18 protein-coding genes and 3 pseudogenes are annotated in these 20760 nt (G+C 45.6%); 10 read left to right on the top strand and 11 right to left on the bottom strand.

What is annotated here, in order from left to right:
* A pseudogene (locus NC994_RS26440) lies at positions 1 to 639 on the bottom strand (transposase); the annotation flags it as partial.
* 113 nt (positions 640 to 752) lie between these two features.
* Here NC994_RS26440 and NC994_RS26435 point away from each other — a divergent pair.
* Together NC994_RS26435 and NC994_RS26430 are read left to right on the top strand one after the other, a co-directional pair.
* Positions 753 to 1052 (top strand): hypothetical protein, encoded by a 300-nt coding sequence (locus tag NC994_RS26435; protein WP_190437249.1) that lies wholly within the window; start codon positions 753 to 755, stop codon positions 1050 to 1052.
* Positions 1053 to 1267: 215 nt separating this feature from the next.
* On the top strand, positions 1268 to 2233 hold the full coding sequence (locus NC994_RS26430; RefSeq protein ID WP_190437246.1) for a tetratricopeptide repeat protein: 966 nt from the start codon (positions 1268 to 1270) through the stop codon (positions 2231 to 2233).
* Positions 2234 to 2291: 58 nt separating this feature from the next.
* On the opposite strand, the gene NC994_RS26425 is transcribed toward NC994_RS26430, so the two are convergent.
* Complete coding sequence (locus NC994_RS26425) at positions 2292 to 4322, bottom strand: hypothetical protein (RefSeq protein ID WP_190437243.1); 2031 nt, start codon at positions 4320 to 4322, stop codon at positions 2292 to 2294.
* Between the two features lie 67 nt (positions 4323 to 4389).
* Between NC994_RS26425 and NC994_RS26420 the strand changes: the two genes are divergently transcribed.
* Both NC994_RS26420 and NC994_RS26415 read left to right on the top strand, forming a co-directional pair.
* Complete coding sequence (locus NC994_RS26420; protein WP_190437240.1) at positions 4390 to 7656, top strand: alpha-mannosidase; 3267 nt, start codon at positions 4390 to 4392, stop codon at positions 7654 to 7656.
* A 12-nt stretch (positions 7657 to 7668) separates the two neighbouring features.
* A complete protein-coding gene (locus tag NC994_RS26415; RefSeq protein ID WP_190437237.1) occupies positions 7669 to 8217 on the top strand; it encodes a GAF domain-containing protein in 549 nt (182 codons plus the stop codon).
* A 128-nt stretch (positions 8218 to 8345) separates the two neighbouring features.
* On the opposite strand, the gene NC994_RS26410 is transcribed toward NC994_RS26415, so the two are convergent.
* From NC994_RS26410 to NC994_RS26400, 3 genes are all read right to left on the bottom strand, one after another.
* A complete protein-coding gene (locus NC994_RS26410; RefSeq protein WP_190437234.1) occupies positions 8346 to 8618 on the bottom strand; it encodes a PQ-loop domain-containing transporter in 273 nt (90 codons plus the stop codon).
* A gap of 85 nt (positions 8619 to 8703) precedes the next feature.
* Positions 8704 to 9174: a regulatory protein RecX gene (locus NC994_RS26405; RefSeq protein WP_190437231.1), complete on the bottom strand. Its 471-nt coding sequence runs from the start codon at positions 9172 to 9174 to the stop codon at positions 8704 to 8706.
* Positions 9175 to 9371: 197 nt separating this feature from the next.
* On the bottom strand, positions 9372 to 10133 hold the full coding sequence (locus NC994_RS26400; RefSeq protein ID WP_190437229.1) for a Mut7-C RNAse domain-containing protein: 762 nt from the start codon (positions 10131 to 10133) through the stop codon (positions 9372 to 9374).
* Between the two features lie 389 nt (positions 10134 to 10522).
* Between NC994_RS26400 and NC994_RS26395 the strand changes: the two genes are divergently transcribed.
* Both NC994_RS26395 and NC994_RS26390 read left to right on the top strand, forming a co-directional pair.
* A complete protein-coding gene (locus NC994_RS26395) occupies positions 10523 to 11902 on the top strand; it encodes a VWA domain-containing protein (RefSeq protein WP_190437227.1) in 1380 nt (459 codons plus the stop codon).
* The gene (locus NC994_RS26390) at positions 11884 to 12858 is read left to right on the top strand and encodes a DUF6569 family protein (RefSeq protein ID WP_190437224.1); all 975 of its coding nucleotides are present in this window, start codon (positions 11884 to 11886) and stop codon (positions 12856 to 12858) included. Before NC994_RS26395 ends, NC994_RS26390 begins: the two co-directional genes overlap by 19 nt.
* Positions 12859 to 13106: 248 nt before the next feature.
* Here NC994_RS26390 and NC994_RS26385 read toward each other — a convergent pair whose 3' ends face one another.
* From NC994_RS26385 to NC994_RS26375, 3 genes are all read right to left on the bottom strand, one after another.
* On the bottom strand, positions 13107 to 13673 hold the full coding sequence (locus NC994_RS26385) for a DUF4126 domain-containing protein (RefSeq protein WP_190437222.1): 567 nt from the start codon (positions 13671 to 13673) through the stop codon (positions 13107 to 13109).
* Positions 13674 to 13678: 5 nt separating this feature from the next.
* On the bottom strand, positions 13679 to 14410 hold the full coding sequence (locus tag NC994_RS26380; protein WP_190437219.1) for a pentapeptide repeat-containing protein: 732 nt from the start codon (positions 14408 to 14410) through the stop codon (positions 13679 to 13681).
* Between the two features lie 118 nt (positions 14411 to 14528).
* Positions 14529 to 17021 (bottom strand): glycoside hydrolase family 15 protein, encoded by a 2493-nt coding sequence (locus NC994_RS26375; protein ID WP_190437216.1) that lies wholly within the window; start codon positions 17019 to 17021, stop codon positions 14529 to 14531.
* Positions 17022 to 17158: 137 nt separating this feature from the next.
* Here NC994_RS26375 and NC994_RS26370 point away from each other — a divergent pair, with 137 nt between their 5' ends.
* From NC994_RS26370 to NC994_RS26360, 3 genes and pseudogenes are all read left to right on the top strand, one after another.
* Entirely contained in the window at positions 17159 to 17245 is an 87-nt protein-coding gene (locus NC994_RS26370; protein ID WP_199299684.1) for an IS1 family transposase, read from the top strand.
* Positions 17246 to 17257: 12 nt separating this feature from the next.
* The gene (locus NC994_RS26365; RefSeq protein ID WP_277879661.1) at positions 17258 to 17614 is read left to right on the top strand and encodes an IS1-like element transposase; all 357 of its coding nucleotides are present in this window, start codon (positions 17258 to 17260) and stop codon (positions 17612 to 17614) included.
* Positions 17615 to 17629: 15 nt separating this feature from the next.
* Positions 17630 to 17929: pseudogene (locus NC994_RS26360) on the top strand (IS1 family transposase); the annotation flags it as partial.
* 112 nt (positions 17930 to 18041) lie between these two features.
* Here the strand turns inward: NC994_RS26360 and NC994_RS26355 are convergent.
* Positions 18042 to 18203 (bottom strand): hypothetical protein, encoded by a 162-nt coding sequence (locus tag NC994_RS26355; RefSeq protein ID WP_190437213.1) that lies wholly within the window; start codon positions 18201 to 18203, stop codon positions 18042 to 18044.
* A 28-nt stretch (positions 18204 to 18231) separates the two neighbouring features.
* Positions 18232 to 19137, bottom strand: a complete 906-nt coding sequence (locus NC994_RS26350; RefSeq protein WP_190437210.1) for a WD40 repeat domain-containing protein — start codon at positions 19135 to 19137, stop codon at positions 18232 to 18234.
* A gap of 277 nt (positions 19138 to 19414) precedes the next feature.
* On the opposite strand from NC994_RS26350, the gene NC994_RS26345 reads away from it, so the two are divergent.
* Complete coding sequence (locus NC994_RS26345; RefSeq protein WP_190437208.1) at positions 19415 to 20197, top strand: SAM-dependent chlorinase/fluorinase; 783 nt, start codon at positions 19415 to 19417, stop codon at positions 20195 to 20197.
* A gap of 135 nt (positions 20198 to 20332) precedes the next feature.
* Here NC994_RS26345 and NC994_RS26340 read toward each other — a convergent pair.
* A pseudogene (locus NC994_RS26340) lies at positions 20333 to 20760 on the bottom strand (IS4 family transposase); the annotation flags it as partial.

The raw sequence follows: 20760 nt of genomic DNA, 5'->3' as shown, positions 1-20760 counted from the left end.
ATTAGCTTCCCTTGCTGTTGTTCTTGCCTCGACCAAGTTAGTTGTTCAATCTGCTTATATTTCTCTACTCCTCCACTATCATCTACCAAGCGATTTCGTTTCAAAGGACAGTAATAAATTTTACCTAATTGTTCGATTAAAGCCATCAGCTTCTGAGCGGCATACCAACTATCCATCAGTACTTTGGCAAACGGTAGCTGCTTGCTGTACACCAGATTGCGTAACATATCTGCCACATGGTCTAGCTTAGTCTTCCCATCCCCATCTGGGTCATAAACAAGGGTAGTCAATTACCCAGAACTGTCCTGTCCTCCCGTTCGCATAAACACAACTAATTAGACCAATACCACGAATGACACGATGCCCTGCACCACTGTACTGTCGGCGGACAAGCTCAATACAATTCGAGAAATTTTTATCAATGACCGTATCATCAAAAATTATCGAGCCATTTTCATCTACTTGAATAAGATGTTCGACGTTATCCCACAGGAAACGAGGAGTTAGTTTTTTTCCTCTCAAATATCGATTGATTGTATCGTGACTAAAAACTTGTAGATGCTCAGCTAAATTCGTCAGAGTGTAATTCGTCTGAGAGCTGAGCAAGTATTGGCAGTAGTCTAGCTTTGTAAATGACACCTGACGTTCAATTTTTACCTCGACTTGAGATTAGCACAATTGTTTGTCTTGTTCCGGTTCGGGAGCCTTATCTCCTCTACCACTATATCTAGTGTGTCTGCGTAAGTCCTGAGTTGACTCAAGGGCGTGAAGACGTCACTCAATCAGCAACAGTCGTCTTTTGTGATGCCCAGCAGCGTTGCCTGACAGAGCTTGCACCCACTCTCAATGGTCGCACCCCAAAACAACACAACCCTTTTCCTCCCCTAACGTTGGCTTGGGCATCTTGGTTGATTGCTCGTTTAGGCGGTTGGTCTGGCTATCAAAGCCAACGGGTTCCCGGAATTGTCACTCTTTTTCAGGGTCTGCGACAGATTGATTCCCTGTTTCTCGGTTGGTCTTTAGCTTCTTGCCCAGATGTGTATACACGGTAGCCGTTTACGGAGAGGGGCTGGGGGTGAGGTTCCTATATTGCAAGTGCGAACCGCTCTATATAAATTTGCTGACATAGCAGGAGATTTCTAAAGCCTAAAAATTCAAGCTATAGTTCGTATTTTTCTGAATTTTTGGCGTTTGCACCCAAAAAAAACCGATTTTTAGGTGGCAGTGTAGAGGGGAATTAAGCAACAATAAATCCATCTATTGATAGATGAATCGCCCTATGAGAGAAGAACGTCTCGAAGCCTATCTCAATCTGATCCAAGTGCTACTCAGTTCCTCTAGTGGCGAGGAAATGGAGATTTTGCAGACGAATCAAGCGCTCATTGATGCCGGGTTAGTGCAGACAATGGAAGCCGTAGCCGCAATGCTGGCAGAACGGGGCGATGGAGACGCGGCGGAGTGGTTGCGGAATGTAGCAGCGCCGATGGTTACAGAAATGGGTAACTCATCATCGACACCCACTGTCGTTAAGAGGATTCCCGAATCGCCTCTGCAATTCTTAACGGAGGTATTGCAAGCAACCGCAGATAGCAATGGCGATCGCAAAGTAGTGTATCCGCTGTTACAAGCAAATCTCGATCAACTGAATGAGAAACTGGCTGAGATACTGCACGATTGGGCAATGATAATTCTGCCGCAAGTTGAACCCCAAGAAGCAAAATTTATTGGGGCGACAATCGGCGGATTCAGCAACCTGATGGCGCAATTTCCCCTAGGAGACAAGGAGAAAAACTTAGAAATTGCCATCACCGGCTACGAGATCGTGGTTACAGTTTTTACCCGCGAAGCCAGTCCCAACGAGTGGGCGACGACGCAAAATAATCTGGGCAATGCTTACCGCAATCGGATACAGGATGATTTGGCTGACGAAGATAGATTGGCAGTACGTGCCGATCATCTAGAACGAGCGATCGCGTGTTACAAGCAAGCATTGCAAATCTATACCCGCAAAGCCTTTCCCCAAGATTGGGCAATGACGCAAAATAATCTCGGAAATGCTTACCGCGACCGAATACGGGGCGATCGCGCTGATAATCTAGAACGAGCGATCGCGTGTTACAAGCAAGCATTGGAAATCTACACCCGCGAAGCGAGTCCCCACGAATGGGCGACCATCCAAAATAATTTGGCACTTGCTTCTGAAAATTGCGAAGCATCTAATGTGCCAATTTAGACCGTAGGAGAAGAGTACAAAAGAGAGTAGGGACGGAGAGACTCCGCTTCTATAACCCTCAGAATTTCTTCACCCAACGCCAGACTTTCACGAAGAAATTCTCCAGCCATAGCATCGCCTTATCCAGCCATTCCAGCAAATACTCTAGGGGGTGTTTGACGTATCCGGCTGGAGTCACCTCAGCCTCAATCCAGTCTGGCGAATGGGTGGCAAAGCTTGTCCGGTTGCTTCGAGCGATCGCTGGCGATAGATTTGAAAGCGCCCTTTCGGCTTCCACTCTTGGCGTCTGGAAAGTAGGCGCTTTGGTAATTTTGCCGTCTTTTTTGCGAGATTTTTTGGTTGTAGAAGGAGTTGGTGTTGGACGCGCCGCCATTGGCTCAGGCGCAGCGGGTTTGCGGGGCGTCAAAAGCGTTTGTTTGAAACTCAGGCGAAGCTTAATCGACTTCCAGAGAGAATCCTCAGCAGGCAGATCCGGCTGACTGACTCCGGGGAGGGCAGTCCTGCTCTTCTTTCCCGGCAGATGAGCTGACGGTTGCGCTTTGCCTGCCACTCTTGGTAAAGGTCGATGGGGGGCGGTTGGGGCTGGCTGCTTGCTGGTGGGTGCATCTGGGTTCCCGAATAAATCATTCATTGTCAGCCAGGGATCTGCAACACCTGTTGCGGGTAATTCTGGATTCTTCCTTTGACCAGAGGCTAAGGAGGCAGAAGCACCACCTGATATCTGATGCGTTTGGCTGTGGGAATCAGAATCGAGTTCTGGGGTGGATTCCCAGGGTAATTTCCCATTGCGCCTGCCAAAAAAGTAGTCAATTGCTGCCTGAATCAGCGCTTGAATATTATCTGGTTGGGCGTCTGTAACATCGGGAGACGCCGGTTGTCGCATTGGTTGGCTGAATACAGCTTGTATCCGTTGTAAAGGTGATCGCTCATTTGCCTCTATTTCCCCAGCATGGGGTGTCAGCTTTGCCAAAAAGTCTTTTTGCCGGACTTCGATTGCAACCATCGTCCGATCGAGGAAGATTAATGGCTGAAGCAGTAAGGAGGAAGAAGGATGAAGGGCTTTGCTGTTTCCGAAGGGTGGAACACTTCCGATTTCCTCTCTAGAGGCGCTCAATCGCGTTCCAATTTCCTCTTGTGTTGTTTCTTGCCACCGCACCAGCGTTGATTCTTGGAAGAGATTGGCAGCGATCGCGACTGGCCCTTTTTGCACCCAAGCGATGACTCCCCAGAACAGACGCACGGGTGGTAACAGATGGCGCTGATTGACAGGAGGGCGAAGTTGTGCTGCAATTCCTTTCGCCGACGCTTGCACTAACCGCCACTGACGCCAGTAGTTTGCCAATTCCCAACGAATTCGCTGTTGTAATTTTTGCTGTTGTTCAGGGGTAAGAATATCTAAAATTTGATTGTCGGCGGTGACGAGTACCACGGAACGGGTAGCGAGTTGTGTCGCAACTCCCCGAACGACAATTTGATTGCGTAATGCCGCCGCTAAGGATTGTCCGTTGCTGGTTCCCGCCGCCGCTTTGGGCTGTAGCGTTTGCACGACAACAGTTTCCGGGAGATTGAGCGGGGGAAGGGTTAAATTTGAGGAGATTGAATGACTCGATCCGCTGGCAGCGCTACGATCGAAAAATTGGAATCCAAAATATGTCGTAGAGACACGATTAATCGCATCTGCAACTTGACTGAAAATTCCTGCTTTGTTACTAGAAGTAGCAACAGAATTTGCTGATGGATTTAAAGCGAATTCTGATTCTTCCTGACCCGCGATCGCTCGTAGCACTTCCTGAATTGGCGCGTCTGTCGGTGGCGGCGTTGGCGGCGAGTTAGGACGTTTTGTTCGGTCTTTTTTACCAGAATGTAATTGTGGGAATTTTTCTTGCGTCGCTTGTTGTAATTGACGCCCCGCTAATTGGGAAGTTTGAGCCAGCAGATACACCGGATAGAGGAGGATTTGCGCTCCCCAAACCGCTGCGACTTTCAGATTTCGCACAGCGCGATCGCTCTCATCCTTCAACTGGCGAGATTTTCGGGAGAGGAAATTAAATAATTTGCTTTTATACCGACCATTGGGAGGGGAGGACATTTTGCTAAATGCTAAATGTTAATTGCTAATTGCTAAAAATAGTAGATGCCCTGATTTTATCGAAAAGATGACCGATTCCAAGACACCTTTTGTAACGCCCTCATCCAGCCTCCTGAGCGAAGCGATTGAAAAACTCTCTGCGATGACTCAGGTTAACGTTCAGACTGGCTGGCGCTACTGTGCCGCAGACCTGACAGCAGATACCGTCCGCCAATCTGATTTCGGGAATGATTGGTTATCTGTGGAGTTGAATGCGAGGGGACATATTGCTTGGGAAGCGGGGCAAAAGGTGTTATGGCTTAGTCAAAAATTGATTATTCCCCAAGATTTACACCTGTATCCTTTATCGGGGTTGGCGTTGCGGCTGGTGTTAACTTGGTGGGCAGAAGACGCGCAAATTTTTGTAAATGGCGTCAAAGTGCAAGCGGGAGACTTATTTGATTGCTCAACAAGGGTACTGCTGAGTCCGTCTGTTACGCCGGGTGAAAAGATTACCGTTGCCTTGCGCCTGGTCAGTCCCGGACATGATGATGGAGCATTAGTGCGATCGCGCTGTATATACGAATTTACCACCGACGATCGGATTGAACCCGGTTTTATCGCTGACGAGTTAGCCGTCTTGCAACGGTATTTAAAAACCTTTGAACCGGAAAAACTGGATATCTTGGCAGCTGCTGTGGCTGAGATTGACTGGACAGCGCTGCCTGATGAACAAAAGTTTGAGCGATCGCTTTCCACCCTCCGTCAAAACCTGCTCGACACACTAGGGTCAACAGAATCTAAAATCCAAAATCTAAAATCTAAAATCTGTTTGCTCGGTCATGCTCACTTAGACTTGGCTTGGCTATGGCCTGTCAGCGACACCTGGGAAGCTGCTCAACGCACTTTTGAATCGGTTCTCAAACTCCTGCAAGAATTTCCCAACCTGACTTTCTGCCATTCTACACCCGCACTTTACGCTTGGATTGAGCAACATCGCCCGGATTTATTTGCCGCCATTCAACAACAAGTTGCGGCTGGACGCTGGGAAGTTGTCGGCGGAATGTGGGTGGAACCGGAACTAAATATTATTAATGGCGAATCGATTGTCCGCCAGTTGCTCTATGGTCAGCGTTACGTCTTAGAAAAATTTGGGCAATTAAGTACAGTCGCCTGGTTGCCAGATAGTTTTGGCTTCTGTGCCACGCTGCCCCAATTTCTGAAATCGGCTGGGATTGAATATTTTGTCACCCAAAAATTGCGCTGGAACGATACCACCAAGTTTCCCTATGAAGTATTTTGGTGGCGATCGCTTGATGGTTCCCAAATCTTCAGCCTCATGTCTGCTCCAATTGGTGAAGGCATTGACCCGATTAAAATGGCATCTTATGCCTGTGATTGGGAAATCCAAACCAGTTTAAAAGAATCTCTCTGGCTTCCAGGTGTGGGCGATCACGGGGGTGGCCCTACCCGCGATATGTTGGAAGTGCAAGCGCGCTGGGAAAAATCCCCCTTCTTCCCTCGTCTAGAATTCACCACATCTGAGAGCTATTTGCAGCAGATTAGCACTCAGCATCCCAACTCAACACTCTTCCCCGTTTGGGACGATGAACTCTATCTAGAATTCCATCGGGGTTGCTACACCACCCACGCCGATCAAAAGCGCTTTCAACGTCGCAGTGAAGGCTTACTCTACCAAGCAGAACTTTTCGCTTCCTTGGCTAGTATCAGCACAGGTGCGTCTTATCCCCAGCAAGAGCTAGAATCTGCCTGGAAAAAGGTGCTATTTAATCAGTTTCACGATATTCTACCCGGTTCCTCCATTCCCCAAGTCTTTGTAGATGCGAATCAGGCTTGGCAAGAGGTAGAACAGGTGGGTGCGGAAATAGTACAGCAAGCGTTAAGGGCGATCGCAACTTCTATTGCCCTTCCCCCACCGCCGCAACCAGACGCCCTCCCAGTTATCGTCTTCAACTCCCTGAACTGGCAACGCTCGGAAGTCGTTACCGTCCCCTTACCGGCATCTGCACATCACTGGCAAATTTACGACTTAGAAGGGAAACTACTACCATCCCAGCTTTCTGAAGGCACGACGCTGTTATTTCTTGCCGAAAATACCCCATCGGTGGGTTATCGCCTCTTCTGGCTATGTCCTCAAAACCTAGATCCTCAAGCCGAATTACCCTCAAAAAGGCAACAATACGGGCATCCTAGCACTAGCTTTCCGGATTCTAATGCGACTAATCCAGATAATATCAGATATAGGGGAAAAAATTGCATCGTAGAAAATGACTTACTGCGGGTAATCGTTGATTCTCAAACAGGCGATTTAAGCAGTGTTTTTGACAAAATTAATCATCGAGAGATCCTCTCTCAAGTCGGAGGAAATCAACTCCAAGCCTTCCAAGATAGCGGTCAATATTGGGATGCTTGGAACATTGACCCCAACTATGCCCAACACCCCTTACCTCCCACCCAGCTAAAGTCAATTGAATGGGTAGAACAGGGGACAGTACAAACCCGTCTGCGCGTTGTGCGACAGCTAGGCGAGTCGAAATTTTGCCAAGATTACGTGCTGCAAGCAGATTCGCCGCTACTGAAAATCATTACGACTGTAGACTGGCAAGAACGCCACGTACTTGTAAAAGCCGCTTTTCCGCTTACCTTGACGGCGGATTCTGCCACCTACGAAATTCCCTGCGGCGCGATTGTGCGAAGCACACGCGACGCTAACGGGCGTTCTACTCAGCCTCAAACACCCGCAGAAACCGCCAAATGGGAAGTTCCTGCCTTGCACTGGGCAGATTTAGCTGACAATGACTATGGCGTTAGTTTGCTCAATGATTGTAAATACGGCTACGACGCCCAACCCTCACAATTACGCCTTACCCTATTACGAAGTTCGAGTTGGCCCGATCCAGAAGCAGACCGAGGTTGGCATCAATTCACCTATGCCCTCTATCCTCATCAAGGTAGCTGGCAGTCAGCGCATACTGTGCGCCGAGGCTATGAGCTAAATTTACCGCTCCAAGTGATGCTGCTGCCATCGGTAGGCGAACAGAATTCGTCCTTACCCCCCGTTGGTCAATTGTTAGACTTGCAAACTGAGAATCTGATTTTAATCGCGTTGAAGCAGTCAGAAGATAATTCGCAGCAGTGGATTTTGCGCTGTTATGAGTGTCACGGGGAAGAGGCACAGATGCAGTTGAATAGCGACTTGGATTTAGCGATCGCGCACCCGGTGGATCTGTTAGAACGCCCCATTGAGGCACCGGAAATGTTTGCTCCTGGAAAAATTGCTAGCATCCAGCCTTGGAAAATCGCTAGTTTTGTAGTGAAACGAACAGACGGCTGAGAAAATAAGCTGATGAGCAACCAAATACCGCCAGTTCTCGATAAAATTTTGAGCCATGACAGTACACCCGATGCTGTCTTTTCTGCCTTAGTGCCAGCTTTGGGTGAAGTCTTGCAGTGCGATCGCGTTTTTCTCTACCTGCGCGATCCCCATACCTCCATCGGTAAAGTTCCTTACTGCTGGCGTCGCACTCAAGAATATCCCAACATTCTTGACGCTGACTGGAAGAAAGAACCAGAATCTTTGCCAAAAGAAGATCCGCTTTTTGCTGCGGCACTGCATACACAACCTTCTGTCTTTGTCGAAGATGTAGAGACAGCGAATCCGGAAGTCGTTAACAAAGCTTTTGAACAAAAAGAATTTGGACATCGAGCATTAGTTCACGCTCACCTGTGCAAAGATAATTTGTTGTGGGGAATTCTGCAACCTTGTATCTTTGGTCAGCCTAGAGTATGGACGCCGGAAGACCGCTCTATTATGACCACAGTTACAGAGAAATTAACACCCCTTGCTGTTGCCTATATATTGGCAGCGAAGTCTTCCATAGCTGCGAAGGGATAAATTCTCTAGATACTAACACCGAAATGTAGAGACAAGGTTTATCGCGCCGCTACTAAATATTGCTTGTCTCCATATCTGAATATAAATGAACCTGAATGTAGGGGTGTAGAATTCTACACCCCTACTCTTTACCTAGGTTCCTTACCTCGGTATATAATTGCCAAAATTGTTACACTTGCACAACTCATAAAACTAATTAAGTTTCCATACATTAAAACCAAATCGTTTCGATAATACCCATAGAGAACCCCATTAAGCTGAATAAAATTAAAACCGAGAAAAGTAATTAAAGACAAATTTTTAGAACTCTTAGTTTGAACAATCCTTAAGGCTTGTGGAATAAATAAGCTGGCGTTAAACACCATACCCAACCCAAAAAACAAGGTGACAATATCTTTCATATAGATACAAACTAAAGGTGATAAAAAAATGCAAATTAAAAGTTTTTAAGATAATCTAGCAATACCAAATTACCAAACCGCTCCGTTACTCATTTTCTACTTGTTGTCTCTGCCATTGCTTCAAAACTTCAAAAGCATTAAAGCCTCTATATTGCAAGTAATTTAATAGCTTGGCTTTGGTTTTTTGGTCGATAATTTGAAAATCATCAATTTTATACTTTCGCATGATCTTTGTTTTTAAACCATCCAGATCGTCTGTTTCCTCACTTCCCTCTGCTTCGATTTGTTCGTTCCAAACTTGCTCGAATACCTCGGAGGAAATCCCTTTTTCCATACATTTGCGCCTTACCATAGATTTCCCATATTTGCCTTGAGAGTAGGCAATCAAGTTGGCGACTAAGCGCGTGTCGGATTGATAGTCTCTCTCTTGCAAATAATTGATAGCCTCGGAGATTTCGTTTGGCTCAAACCCCTTTAATTGTCCTTTCTTTAAAAGTTCGTAAGCACTGTAATCTCGGCGGGAGATCAGGCGAAAAAAATAGTCAGCGCAACTCATTTATCAAACAGTTATTATGTTTATTGATTTTAACACATACAAAAGTTTAATTGTTGTATGGCAGTCTAGAATAATGTATGTTCAAAATATATTTTTAGGCACAAATACCCAAAAAATAATTATTTAAAGAATGAAATAAATTGTTAAGATTTGCCTTAAAATAATCAATGCGAATCGCAAAAAGCCAGCTTTTATACTCAATTCGATTCAACTGGCTTCGAAAAAATTATTCCTTGGATAAATTGCTGCATTTGTTCATAATGCGTGCCTTTCCAATAAACACGATCGCATTCACGACAGCGGCTAAATTCATCAATAGATTGTTGGATATTGGGTGGCACTTGGTCAAGAATCGATTCCTTATCCACAGGTTCTAATAAACCATTGCAACGCAAACATCGTTGCAATGGTTTGACGAATTCAATTAGAGCAAAGCGTCCCATTATCTCGCCCACCTGTCGCTCTGGATTAGTTTCTCTGACATAATATCCATGTGTTACCAAACTACGCATCAATAGACCCTTATCGCGAGTCAAGAGAATTCGTTCTTCAGACGCCGAAATTTGGGCTAACTCTAGATCGTCATAGTCATTTCGATACAGGGTATCAAAACCCAACATTCGTAAAGATGTTGCTAGTTTCCCTAAATTAATATCGAGAACGAAACGAGGAAATTTTAGCGGTTGAGGACGAACGAGAGAGACGCTAGATGTCTTTTCAGTCGCCGCAGAAATTGGATAAACATGGATGCGATCGCTATCCGTCACAATATAGGAAAAATCGACGGGTTTGCCGTTGACTTCGATATAATCCACTTCCGGATGAGGGACGCCAAAAGATTCGATTGTGTCCTTAATTGAGGCTCGTTCCTCAAAAACATGAGTAATGGTTACGCCCCTCTTTTTCCGTGGCAAGAAATCATTCAATTCTGCGTAAAAATTAAAATCTGCTTTAGCCATATTGAGAAATTAATACACCGTAGTTCAGAACCCCACCTCAACTCTCGTAAATAAAATTTATTCCTTGTCTTCCTCCACTTGCGAGGGAATAGAGGGGGTACGGGGAAGCCAAAATCTTGAAATTCTACTTCCCCATGAAAAAAAGTTTTTCTTTACCTTTCCCCTGCCTGCGGGGGGATAGTTGTAGGTCTTTGCAAATTTTCACAAGTGAGATGCTTGCGATCGCTGGTTGCCCTCTTGTGGCAACTCAATTTGTTGTAGTATATTTGTAGTACGTTTAAACAAGTGGTCGAGTTCTTGAAGCCACTGGAGAATTCATCAAAGTAATCAGAGCGTTCCTAAACATCTGCGGGGATACGCTCCAGCTTTGTAATGCAAGGAGTCAAATTATGGATGCAACTCAACCAGCCATCTTGAATATTATTGTGCATCTGCGCTCTTGTAATGAGCCATTTCTCCTACGTTATAACGGGCAACCCCCACGCTGGAGCGATGAATCTCTGCATCGGGAAGCTTACGAACAAAATCCAGAATTGTATGCGCTTTTAGCTCTCATCACTCATGTTACAACGGGGCAGCGCCTGCGGATTTTGTTTCAGTTGCTGCAACGCTCTCGTGTGGGGATGTCGAAAGAAGCACGTCAAACAAGCGATCGCGTCATTAATTTCTTGTTGGCAATTTTGCACCCCGACCAAGTTTTGACCGTCTTTTTAGCACTGCGACGGGTACGAGCGAATCACAAACATACCGCGAGGGCGATTCTCCAGTACATCCTCAATCATCCCCAATTTGAGGATATGGCTTTGCGCCGTCGTCCTGCGGTTGTGGATGCGATTGAACACGCGCTGGGGAAGAATGTGGCGAGGGGTTCTGTGAAAAAGCTGTCGGATGCAACGGTTGATAAAAGCGATTTGCGCCGCTATCTGTTGCGTTATGCCCATCATCCAGAATCGGTGAAAGCAATTCTACCTTTTCTGTATCATTCTCCTCTGGGAACAGGTTTAATGCCTGCGGAAGGCGAAGTTAAATATACTCTCGTTCATCAACAATATCGTCAATTTGAGGTACAAACAGAGCGTCCCAAGACAGTAACGGCAACCAATCGCGGTGATATTTCCGCAACCTTGGTGCATTTGTATCGGGGTGGAAAATCGCCGGAATTAATGTCAGCTTTGCAGCATTATGTCGAACAAGCTGCGGTAAACCTGCCAAAATTTTCAGGTCAAATGGCTTTAGTGTTGGATGCGTCTGCTTCGACAAGAAGTTATGGCGATCGCGAATACTGTTCTCTAGCGCAGTCAGTCGCCCTGAAATTGGTACTCGAAAAATGCTGCGCGAACCTCAAAGTCCATACCCTTGGGGGAGTTGGCGAATTACCCATGCCAGAAGGTTACACCGACTTGGCAGGTGCTTTACTGGATGCTTTAGAAGACTCACCCGATTTAGTCGCCATTGTCTCTGATGGTTATGAAAATATGTATCCGGGAGACTTGGAAAGAGTCGTCGCCACCTTGCCGCAATTAGGTATTCATACCCCAATTATCTTCTGTCATAGCAAGTTTACGGCGCTGGATGACTTGGAATTGAGACGGCCTGCGCCTAATCTCCTCCAAAGAGAATTCTGGCATCAAGACGATTTTGAAGACTTACTAAATTCGCTATTTGCCATCGCAGGTGCAAAGCAAACCGAAGCTTCTTTGCAGGAATTCCTCCGCCAAAAACTCACATTCCAAGAAAAGGAGTTAGCCACATGGACTACCAGCCATTAGAGTTATTAATTCCCGACAAAGTCGATCTCTCTCCTTATCATTTTGGAATTCCTCAACAGTCTGGAGCCTTGACTGTAGTCCCTATCTTCAGCCCAGATTGTCCGGGTCAATTTACCAGTCCCCTGTCTGGGTTGAAACTCAGTCGAGTTCATGGCTATGGAAATGTAGAACTCCATAACCCATCAACGGGTGTGGCAATCGTTCCCTTGCACATGGGTTATATCCAAGACCAAGCCCAAAATCATGCTTTGTGTCGGTCAGCATTTATTGCTGCGGGACAGAAACTCATGTTTAAAGATGCCTGCTGTGTGCAATCCGGTCAAGGCGGTTATTTGGAAGGTCGAGAACAATGGTTCTTCATTCTTCCCCTGCAATTGCGCTTTCAAGCATTGAAACTCCGGGGTCAGGAAGACTACAGCAAACTCTGGAAAGAAATTGAGCGTCTAAACCAGCGGTTTGATTTACCTCAACGCGGTCACTTAGAGCAAATTCTCAGTAAAAAACGCACCTTTCTGACGCAATATCAAAGCCGATTTGAATTGCTTCCCCAGCAAACCGGGGCGTTGTTCTTGATTCGGAATCAGTTAGTTGGCGTGGAAATTGCTCCCACGGCGGCTTACTTCCGGGAAGTTTGGATGCCTCTGGTTTGCTTCTGCTATGGTGTGGCAGCAATGTATGCCCAAAAGCACGCAAAAGCAAGCGACAAACCCGTGCTTCCTTTTGCAGCCAGCAATCTGCAAGAACTGCGCCAGCAGTTGCACAAAAGCCGTCAGGAAAAACAGTTACAAGTCAGCAATTTGCTAAGTCAAACACCCGCAGAAAGATTTCAGCTCAAAGAAGAAGAACGCTTCTTGAGTCTGCGGCTGCATACCTGTAAAGGGAAAAACTTTGCGGGTCAGTTGGTCGAAGAGTCTGGACAACTGGTGTATGCTTCGTTGTTTGCTTTAGCCATTTAATCAAGTTAACGCTTGACAGGATAGAGAAGCACTGAGTTGTCAATTCGCTCAATTTGTACTACAATACATTACAGTTGGAACTGAGTTAGGCATTGGCGTTTACTTGATGATTCCAAGTCATGGTTAAGAAACGCTACCGCGCTAACCGCTTGTCCAACTGTTATTTTCCGCCCTATCTAAACTTTATACAGAAAATGTAACCCCCTTCCCGGTCCGGGAAGGGGGTATTATTATGCCATTTGCACTGCTCAAGACTCTCTGGGATTGGGTAGCCTGAGATATCCTTTCCGCCAAAGCAAGATCCCACAACTGATTACCAAGGCGACAGTCACGACAGGCAACCAAATCGCCAGGATGGATAAAATAATCGCACTACCTGCTTCCAAGGTAGAAACCACCCCATTACCGAATCCTCCGGTGAGTGCGGTTGAAGAAAAGCGAACCATACCCGTTAAGGCTTGCACGATACCCGCCGAACCTCCACCCGCAATCACTGCGATTGTCCACTGAACTAAAGGATCGTCGTGGGGAATGATGGCAGCGGTTAAGAAAGTGCCGACAGCGATCGCAGTTGGTGTAGAGACGATATCCAGCAAATTATCTATCCACGGAATGTAATAAGCGGCAATTTCAACACAAGTCGCTATAGCAAATGTCAGCAACGCCGGATAAGTTCCCATCCACTCAAAATTCGGTGCCAGTGGCAGATGTCCAAACAGTGCTGCCATGCTCATCACTAGCGGCGGGACAAAGATCCGAAAACCACAAGCCGCACTCAAACCAATGCCAATTGCAATACTTAATAAGGTATCCATACTACTCAAATTGAATCATTCGCTAGGGTTGCTCTTGCCAAATCTGCTTCAATCACCTTGGCCTCTTTCAAGTTGACCCCACTCAGGTTCGTTCCACTCAAATCTGCGCCTCTTAAGTCGGCAAGTTCTAAATTTGCTCCCCTTAAATCGGCTTCACTGAGGTTCGCTTCACTCAAGAAAGCTTTACTCAAATTTGCCCCTCGTAAATCTGCCAGCCGCAAGTTAGCCTTCGCTAGATTGGTTCTCGTTAGGTTAGCTGCACTCAGATTTGCTTCGCTCAAATTCGCTTCACTCAAATCTGCCTTACTTAACTCCGCTTTACTTAAATTAGCTCTGCTTAAGTTCGCTAAATTCAGTTTTGCCCAACTCAGGTTAGCTTCGCTCAATAAGCACTCACAAAGCCAAGCACCTCTCAAGTTAGCATTGATAAAATACCTTTCTCCGGCTGCATAACGCCGCTTCAGATCATCAGCAGCAAATTTGATTAAAATGGCACTTTTGTCTTCACAATAGCACCATTGCGCCCCGACTAATTTAGCCGCCGTGTTAACCGCTAATTCGTCTTTTTTAGGCAATACCACCCCATTACAACCATCCCATTCACCGCCGAGAATAAAAGCAATTTCTTGGGCAGCATATAAGGAGTCGAATAAGAGCATATCTTGCGTTACCCGGCCTCCAGAACTACTAATCCGGTTGCTGGAGAATGATAATAAATTTCGGATTAAGTCTTTCATCCGGTGTTTTAAGCAATTTTATTCAAGGGGCATTCAAATCGATAAAACTTTTGTATATCCTTTAAATACCCTAGCTAACACAACCGGATGGGACATCAATCAATAGACATATTCAGCTTTAAGAAGGCGAGATAGTTTCATTCCAGTTGTTGCCCCCATTGTTATCCCAATTATTTCCATCGGTGAAAGCAAAATTTAAAGTTGTTCCCGTAGCAGGAACAGAGAGCGTTGTCTCCCAGAAGCCATCCTCTCGCTGGATCATCAAGTTGTCAGTAACTTGCTGCCAATTATCGTATCCCCAGTGCAGTTTGACTTGTTCGGAATTTGTCAATAATCCTTTGTAATAAATCGTTAAAGCTAGCCCTTGTTTCGAGTCAGCTTCCTGATAATCTACCGTTTTGCCTTGATGCGGTTTGGATGAATTGACGACATAGCGTTGATAGACAACCTCCGGCATATCCATTACTTTATGAGTATAATTTGATGCCAGCAACGTGATGTATTCTCCCATCGACCAGGAAAGGGGAGTCATTGATTTAGTGGGAGTTCCGGGAGTATAACCAGAGGGTGCATTGAGATCCCAAACTTGCTCGGAAATCATGTAAGAAGGATTGGCAAAGGCACGCATTGTTGCCAGGTAAGAGTCTGCTTTGTTACCACTAGCGATCGCAAAATGACCGCGTTCTCCAGTGAAAATAGGCCACAGCCGTCCGATTCCCGCACCTGTATAATCTGCACCCGTTGATGTTTCACCATAACCGTCGTGATTATAGCGAAACCAACCCTCTCCTTTGCCAGGAATTGTTTGTTTAATGGTGGAATCAATCGCCGGAAGGGAGGCGAGAATATAGGGATTATTTGCAGCTTTTACTCCATGACGCACTAATTCTAAAAAGCTACTGTCAACGATAGAACGTTCATCCCGATCGCCGCCACCGTTGCCAATGTGTAAAATGTGTCCGTCATTGGGATTTCCATTATCATCAATGCGTTCAAAATATTTGCCATTGCCAATCGAACCGCTAGTCGTAAACGTCCAGTTTTCTACCATGCCTTGCCAGTAGTCTGCTGTTGCCAAATAGCGTTTCTCGCTGGTTGTGTCACCGTTAACTTTGGCAATATCTGCGGCACAAACTAAACCCGCAATTTCCGCAGCAATGGTGCCGGGAGAATAGCCTGCGTTTTCTTCCCAACGTTCTTGCCCCGTAACTGGGCCATTTTTCACAATATAATCAGCAGCTGGCTTGATGTGTTTGATATAGGTGTCTGCATCAGTACGATCGAGTTTCCACGCCAAAATAATTGGGAAGGCAGTCTCGTCCATTTGAATGCCATTCCAGTAAGGCGTACCGTCCGCAAAGGCATTCTGAAGAAAATGTCCATCTGGTTGTTGCAAAGTGCTTAGCAACCAATCCAGGGCTTTTTTGGGGGTAGCCGTGTCGCCTGCAACAAGTAAGGCGCTGGCAAATTTATACAAGTCACGAGGCCAAATGAGGTGGTAGCCGCCTGACATTTCGATGCCGGATGGAGTGCAAATTGAGTAGTTAGAGTTCCCCCACGGATTCCCCAAACCTGCAACCATCGCACCCGATGCTTTGTCAGTCGCTGCCTTCAGTACCATTGCCGCAACATAATACTGAGTATCTGCGGTGCCGCCATAGGGATTTAAATGATTGGTGTAGCTGTTCCATTGTGTGTTGTAAGCGGACAGCATCGTAGAGAAATTATCTTTTAGGGTTCCTGCGGCTTCCGATTCAGCGTTTTTGTCACTGTTGCCAAAGCCAAGTACCAGGTTAAAAGTGACCGATTTCTGGTTGGCATAAGGACTGAGATCGAACATTACCATCTGTGCAATGTTGCCATTGGTTGCCTTCTGATAAGTCCAGTTCATCGTATTATCAACTTCGCCGCCTTTGAGGTCTTGCCAGCCGTCGCTGCGTCCGACGAATCCAGAAGACATCATGCCTTTTTTAAAACCTAGAGAACTCGCCAATGCCGATGCTTGATTGCTGGTGGGATTTTTAGCAATCAGCATTTGAATATTCTTGTAAGTAGTGCTGTAACCTGTAGTGGCTTTTCCGTTATTGTCAATAGCTGGATGATACAAAGTATAAAGATTAAAATTATCCAGCGTTCCGCTGAGTGCGGTGAATGTTACCTGCTGAATTAAAGTATTGCGATTGGGGTCGGTGAAAATTGTCTTATCGATTTGATACTTGCCGTTTTTCGCCGTATTGGTAATCTTCCAAGAAAGCGATCGCGTATTATTCAAACTAACCTGGCTGATAGTATCCTGCTTCTCTTCATCAACCCAAGTTTTTGCAGCATCGCCTACTAAAAACTGCCAATCTACCGTCGCTGCTTTGTCAGTCGAAGGATAAAATACCTGACTAATAACGCCATCGAAACCCGTGAACCACACTTTTGAAGTCGGGTTTTGGGCAGTCCCTAGAAAGGTGAGGGTTGAAGACGACCAAGTTGGACAAGTGCCGGGATGACCAAAGGCTTCATCTTGGGTCGTGGCACCTAGAAATAAAACTTTACTTTCTAGGATAAAAGTCATCAATAAAATGACGATTATGGCACTTGCAAACCAATAAATTCTTTTCAATTAATTCGCCTTTATAACTGGGTAAAGTTGACTTTATTAGTAGAATATAGCAATCTTATTTTGGAGGTGTTATCAAGCTGTGGATATGCTAGTTTCTAATTGGAGGAAGAATAACATCATCTCGATATTGAAGACTCATGATTACACAAGTGCTACATTGTCCTAATTGTCATGGCACAGATATTGTGAAACATGGCAGGTCACCCGAAGGTAAGCAGAGATAGAAATGTCGAGAGTTGGACTGTAATGGGCAGACGTTTATTTTATACTATACTTACCCTGGTCAATCTAGAAAAGTGAAACGACAGATTGTACATATGGCACTTAATGGCAATGGAATTCGAGATACAGCACGGGTTTTACACGTCAGCCCTAGTACAGTAATTGGGGAATTTAAAAAAAAAGAACATACACTTCAACAAGTAAATCTTCAGGGATTAAAACAATTAAATCCAGAGAAGATAAAAGTTGATATTTGTCTGGTTCAGCCGCCTGAGGCGCTTGAAGGGTCGGAATCTGAGCTAGACGAGATGTGGAGTTATGTTAGCAAAAAATCTAATCCCTACTGGTTGTGGCACGCAATTGACCATTAGAGCGGTAAAGTTTTAGCTTATGTCTTTGGGAGACGTAAGGACGAGGTATTTCTCCAGTTAAAAGCATTGCTGGAGCCATTCAATATTAGTCGCTTTTACACAGATGATTGGGGAGCATACGAGGGTCATTTAGAAGCTCGTATGCACAAAGTAGGGAAGCGCGATACACAGAAAATAGAGAATAAGCATTTAAATTTAAGAACAAGGATTAAACGTTTAGCTCGAAAAACCATTTGTTTTTCCAAGACAATTCAGATGCATAACATCGTCATTGGATTATTCATTAATCGTTATGAATTTGGAATTTCAATTTAACCTCTTTTCCACAGATCAATAACACCTCCGAAAATCCATTAGAACGATTGAAGAATTTCGAGAGAGAGTAGATACCTCTGTTCGTTTAGTGTCTAAACCTATACTTCGAGTGCTATACTTTGAAACCTCGGAACTCAGGGGTGATCGCTCTCAGCAGAATGGTTAATAGATTGATGGCAGGATTGTTGGCTATCACCAGAAGCAGGTTAGAGAGGTAGTTGCCAGAAAATGGGAGTAGCGATCGCTTGCCCGTCTCGTCTACCTTGACTGCCATAATCGTAGTGTGGGAGCAAGGAGCGATATTACTCAGTGAACCCCCAAACGCTAATTGCTCCGTCACTACTACCAATGACTATGATGTCGTGATTAGGGTTAGTAGCCAGAGTTGGAACGCCGTATGAATTCTCTAGTAAGGTTCTTATTTCTACACCTGTTGCCAAATCCCATAGCTTGACAGTACGGTCTAGGCTGCTACTAATGACCGTTTCTTGATCGCAGCTAATAATAATTGTAGTCACGGCATCTGAATGTCCTTCAAAAACATGATTACAGTGTCCAGTTCTCAAGTTCCATGAAATCATAGTGCCATCTTCACCGCCACTTATGGCAGTCTCCATGTCTAAGCTAATACTGAGTGATTTAACACAATAAGATGGAACTCTAATAGTTTTGATTTCCTGTTCTGACCAGAAATTCCAAACTTTTATACTGCCATCTTCACTCCCACTTAAAAAAATGTTGTTATTAGGGTTAATAACGATTGAATTAATAGCACCTGTATGCTTTTTAAAAGTGCTAACTAATTTTCCTTCTAGCAAATCCCAAAGGATGATTGTGCCATCTTTATGACCACTAATAATAATTTGTCCAGTGGGATTAACAGCGACTGCTGTTACTGAATAAAATCCTTGAATAATACGAATTTTTTCCCCTGTCATTAAATCCCATATTTTGATTGTCTGATCTACACTACCACTTACAATTCTTTGTATTACTGAGTCGATAGCTACAGAGCAAACCAATACTGAGTGTCCTTTTTTAACCCTATATATCTCTTGACCTGTTAGCAGACTACCTACTTTAATCGTGCCGTCAAAGTGACCAGAAACAAAAAGTTCATTCTGCGCGATAGCAAGAGAATAAATTGCAGGACGCCACTGGAATGAGAGGAGGCGCTCAAAGTTTCGCCATGAGGTATCTTCTTGCATTGTTTACGTTCAGCATCTCCCTTATTTGATTGTTTGACGAACCGCCTTAGCGAAGCTATGCGCGTTAGCGCTTTAGGCGCAGAGGGCGCATAGAGAAGAGGTACACAGAGAATTTAGAAGTTAAACAAATATTGATAGGAAATAAATTAAAGGGTGCGGGTTTATTCGCAATCAATACGCTCTGGCGATCGCCCTGAAATCATACTAAAGCGGTAAGCAGTCAAAAAAGCGCGTTGGTACGATGAATTGCAAAGAGCGAAAGTAGCAAAGAAACCTTATGTTAGTTCACATCATCGCTGATTACGGCTTTGGCGATCTTGCCTTTGCGGAAGTAGTGCAGCGAATCAGGTTCTATCTACCGGATGCTGAGCCAATACTCACCCCCGTGCCTGCTTTTGCCACCCTGGCTGCTGGCTTCTGTATCGCCCAGTTAGGCTTGAATGAAGCTCCGGCGGGAACTATCATTTACCACAACGTTGCGCCCCGTGAAGATGATGAACAGGCGCGTGTCGGGAATGCCGGTGAACGTCTGGCTTTCGCACGCCTCCCGACGGGTGTGCGGGTGATCGGAGTTAATGCTGGCTACGCCTTCTCGTTTGTCCGCGATGTAGCAGAATTGAGCTGGGCTGCTGTTGCTGCGGAAGGTTCGCAGTTTCGTTCTCGTGACTTGTTTCCGCAAGCGGCGGCGGCGATCGCGTTGGGACAACCAGATGCGCTAGGGGATAAGATTGAGCCTTCGGATATCCCCGATGTGCCGTCGAATCGAATTGCCTATATTGACGGCTATGGCAACTTAAAAACAACGATTCAATATGATGTCAGTAATGGCAGCGATCGCGCGAATATCCGTTTGCGGATCGGTGACATCGAGCAAGAAGCGACAATGAGCGATGGCAGCTTTGCCGTTGAACCCGGACAATTAGCCTTCGCACCCGGTAGCAGCGGTTGGAAAAATGCCCAAGGCGAAGAAACACGCTGGATCGAACTGTTCTTACGCGGTGGCAATGCCTGGGAGTCCTTCAAGCGTCCGTCAGTTGGCACGCAGATAGAGATTATCTGACAATTTTTCTGGGGTTGGGCAAATAATCCCATTGAAACCTCTCCCTAGCCCTCTCCTAAAAGGAGAAGGAATCGGAATAAATGTTTTTTATTTTTACGGGCAATAGGGGAGTTGATAGCCCCTCCCCGTAAACGGCTACCGTGTATACACATCTGGGCAAGAAGCTAAAGACCAACCGAGAAACAGGGAATCAATCTGTCGCAGACCCTGAAAAAGAGTGACAATTCCGGGAACCCGTTGGCTTTGATAGCCAGACCAACCGCCTAAACGAGCAATCAACCAAGATGCCCAAGCCAACGTTAGGGGAGGAAAAGGGTTGTGTTGTTTTGGGGTGCGACCATTGAGAGTGGGTGCAAGCTCTGTCAGGCAACGCTGCTGGGCATCACAAAAGACGACTGTTGCTGATTGAGTGACGTCTTCACGCCCTTGAGTCAACTGAAGCACGCGCATAGCAGGAGACAGCGCCAATACACATAGACGTTGAATGGCTGCTCCAGATTCGAGTTGGGTCGCTTCCAGATTCAAGCCACTTTGTTTGAGAGTGGCAAACAGTTGTTCAATTC

The organism is Trichocoleus sp. AS-A1 (assembly GCF_039962015.1).
Classification (GTDB): domain Bacteria; phylum Cyanobacteriota; class Cyanobacteriia; order Cyanobacteriales; family FACHB-T130; genus FACHB-T130.
The sequence above is the reverse complement of the archived record's forward strand: the minus strand, read 5'-3'. Positions and strand labels throughout refer to the sequence as shown.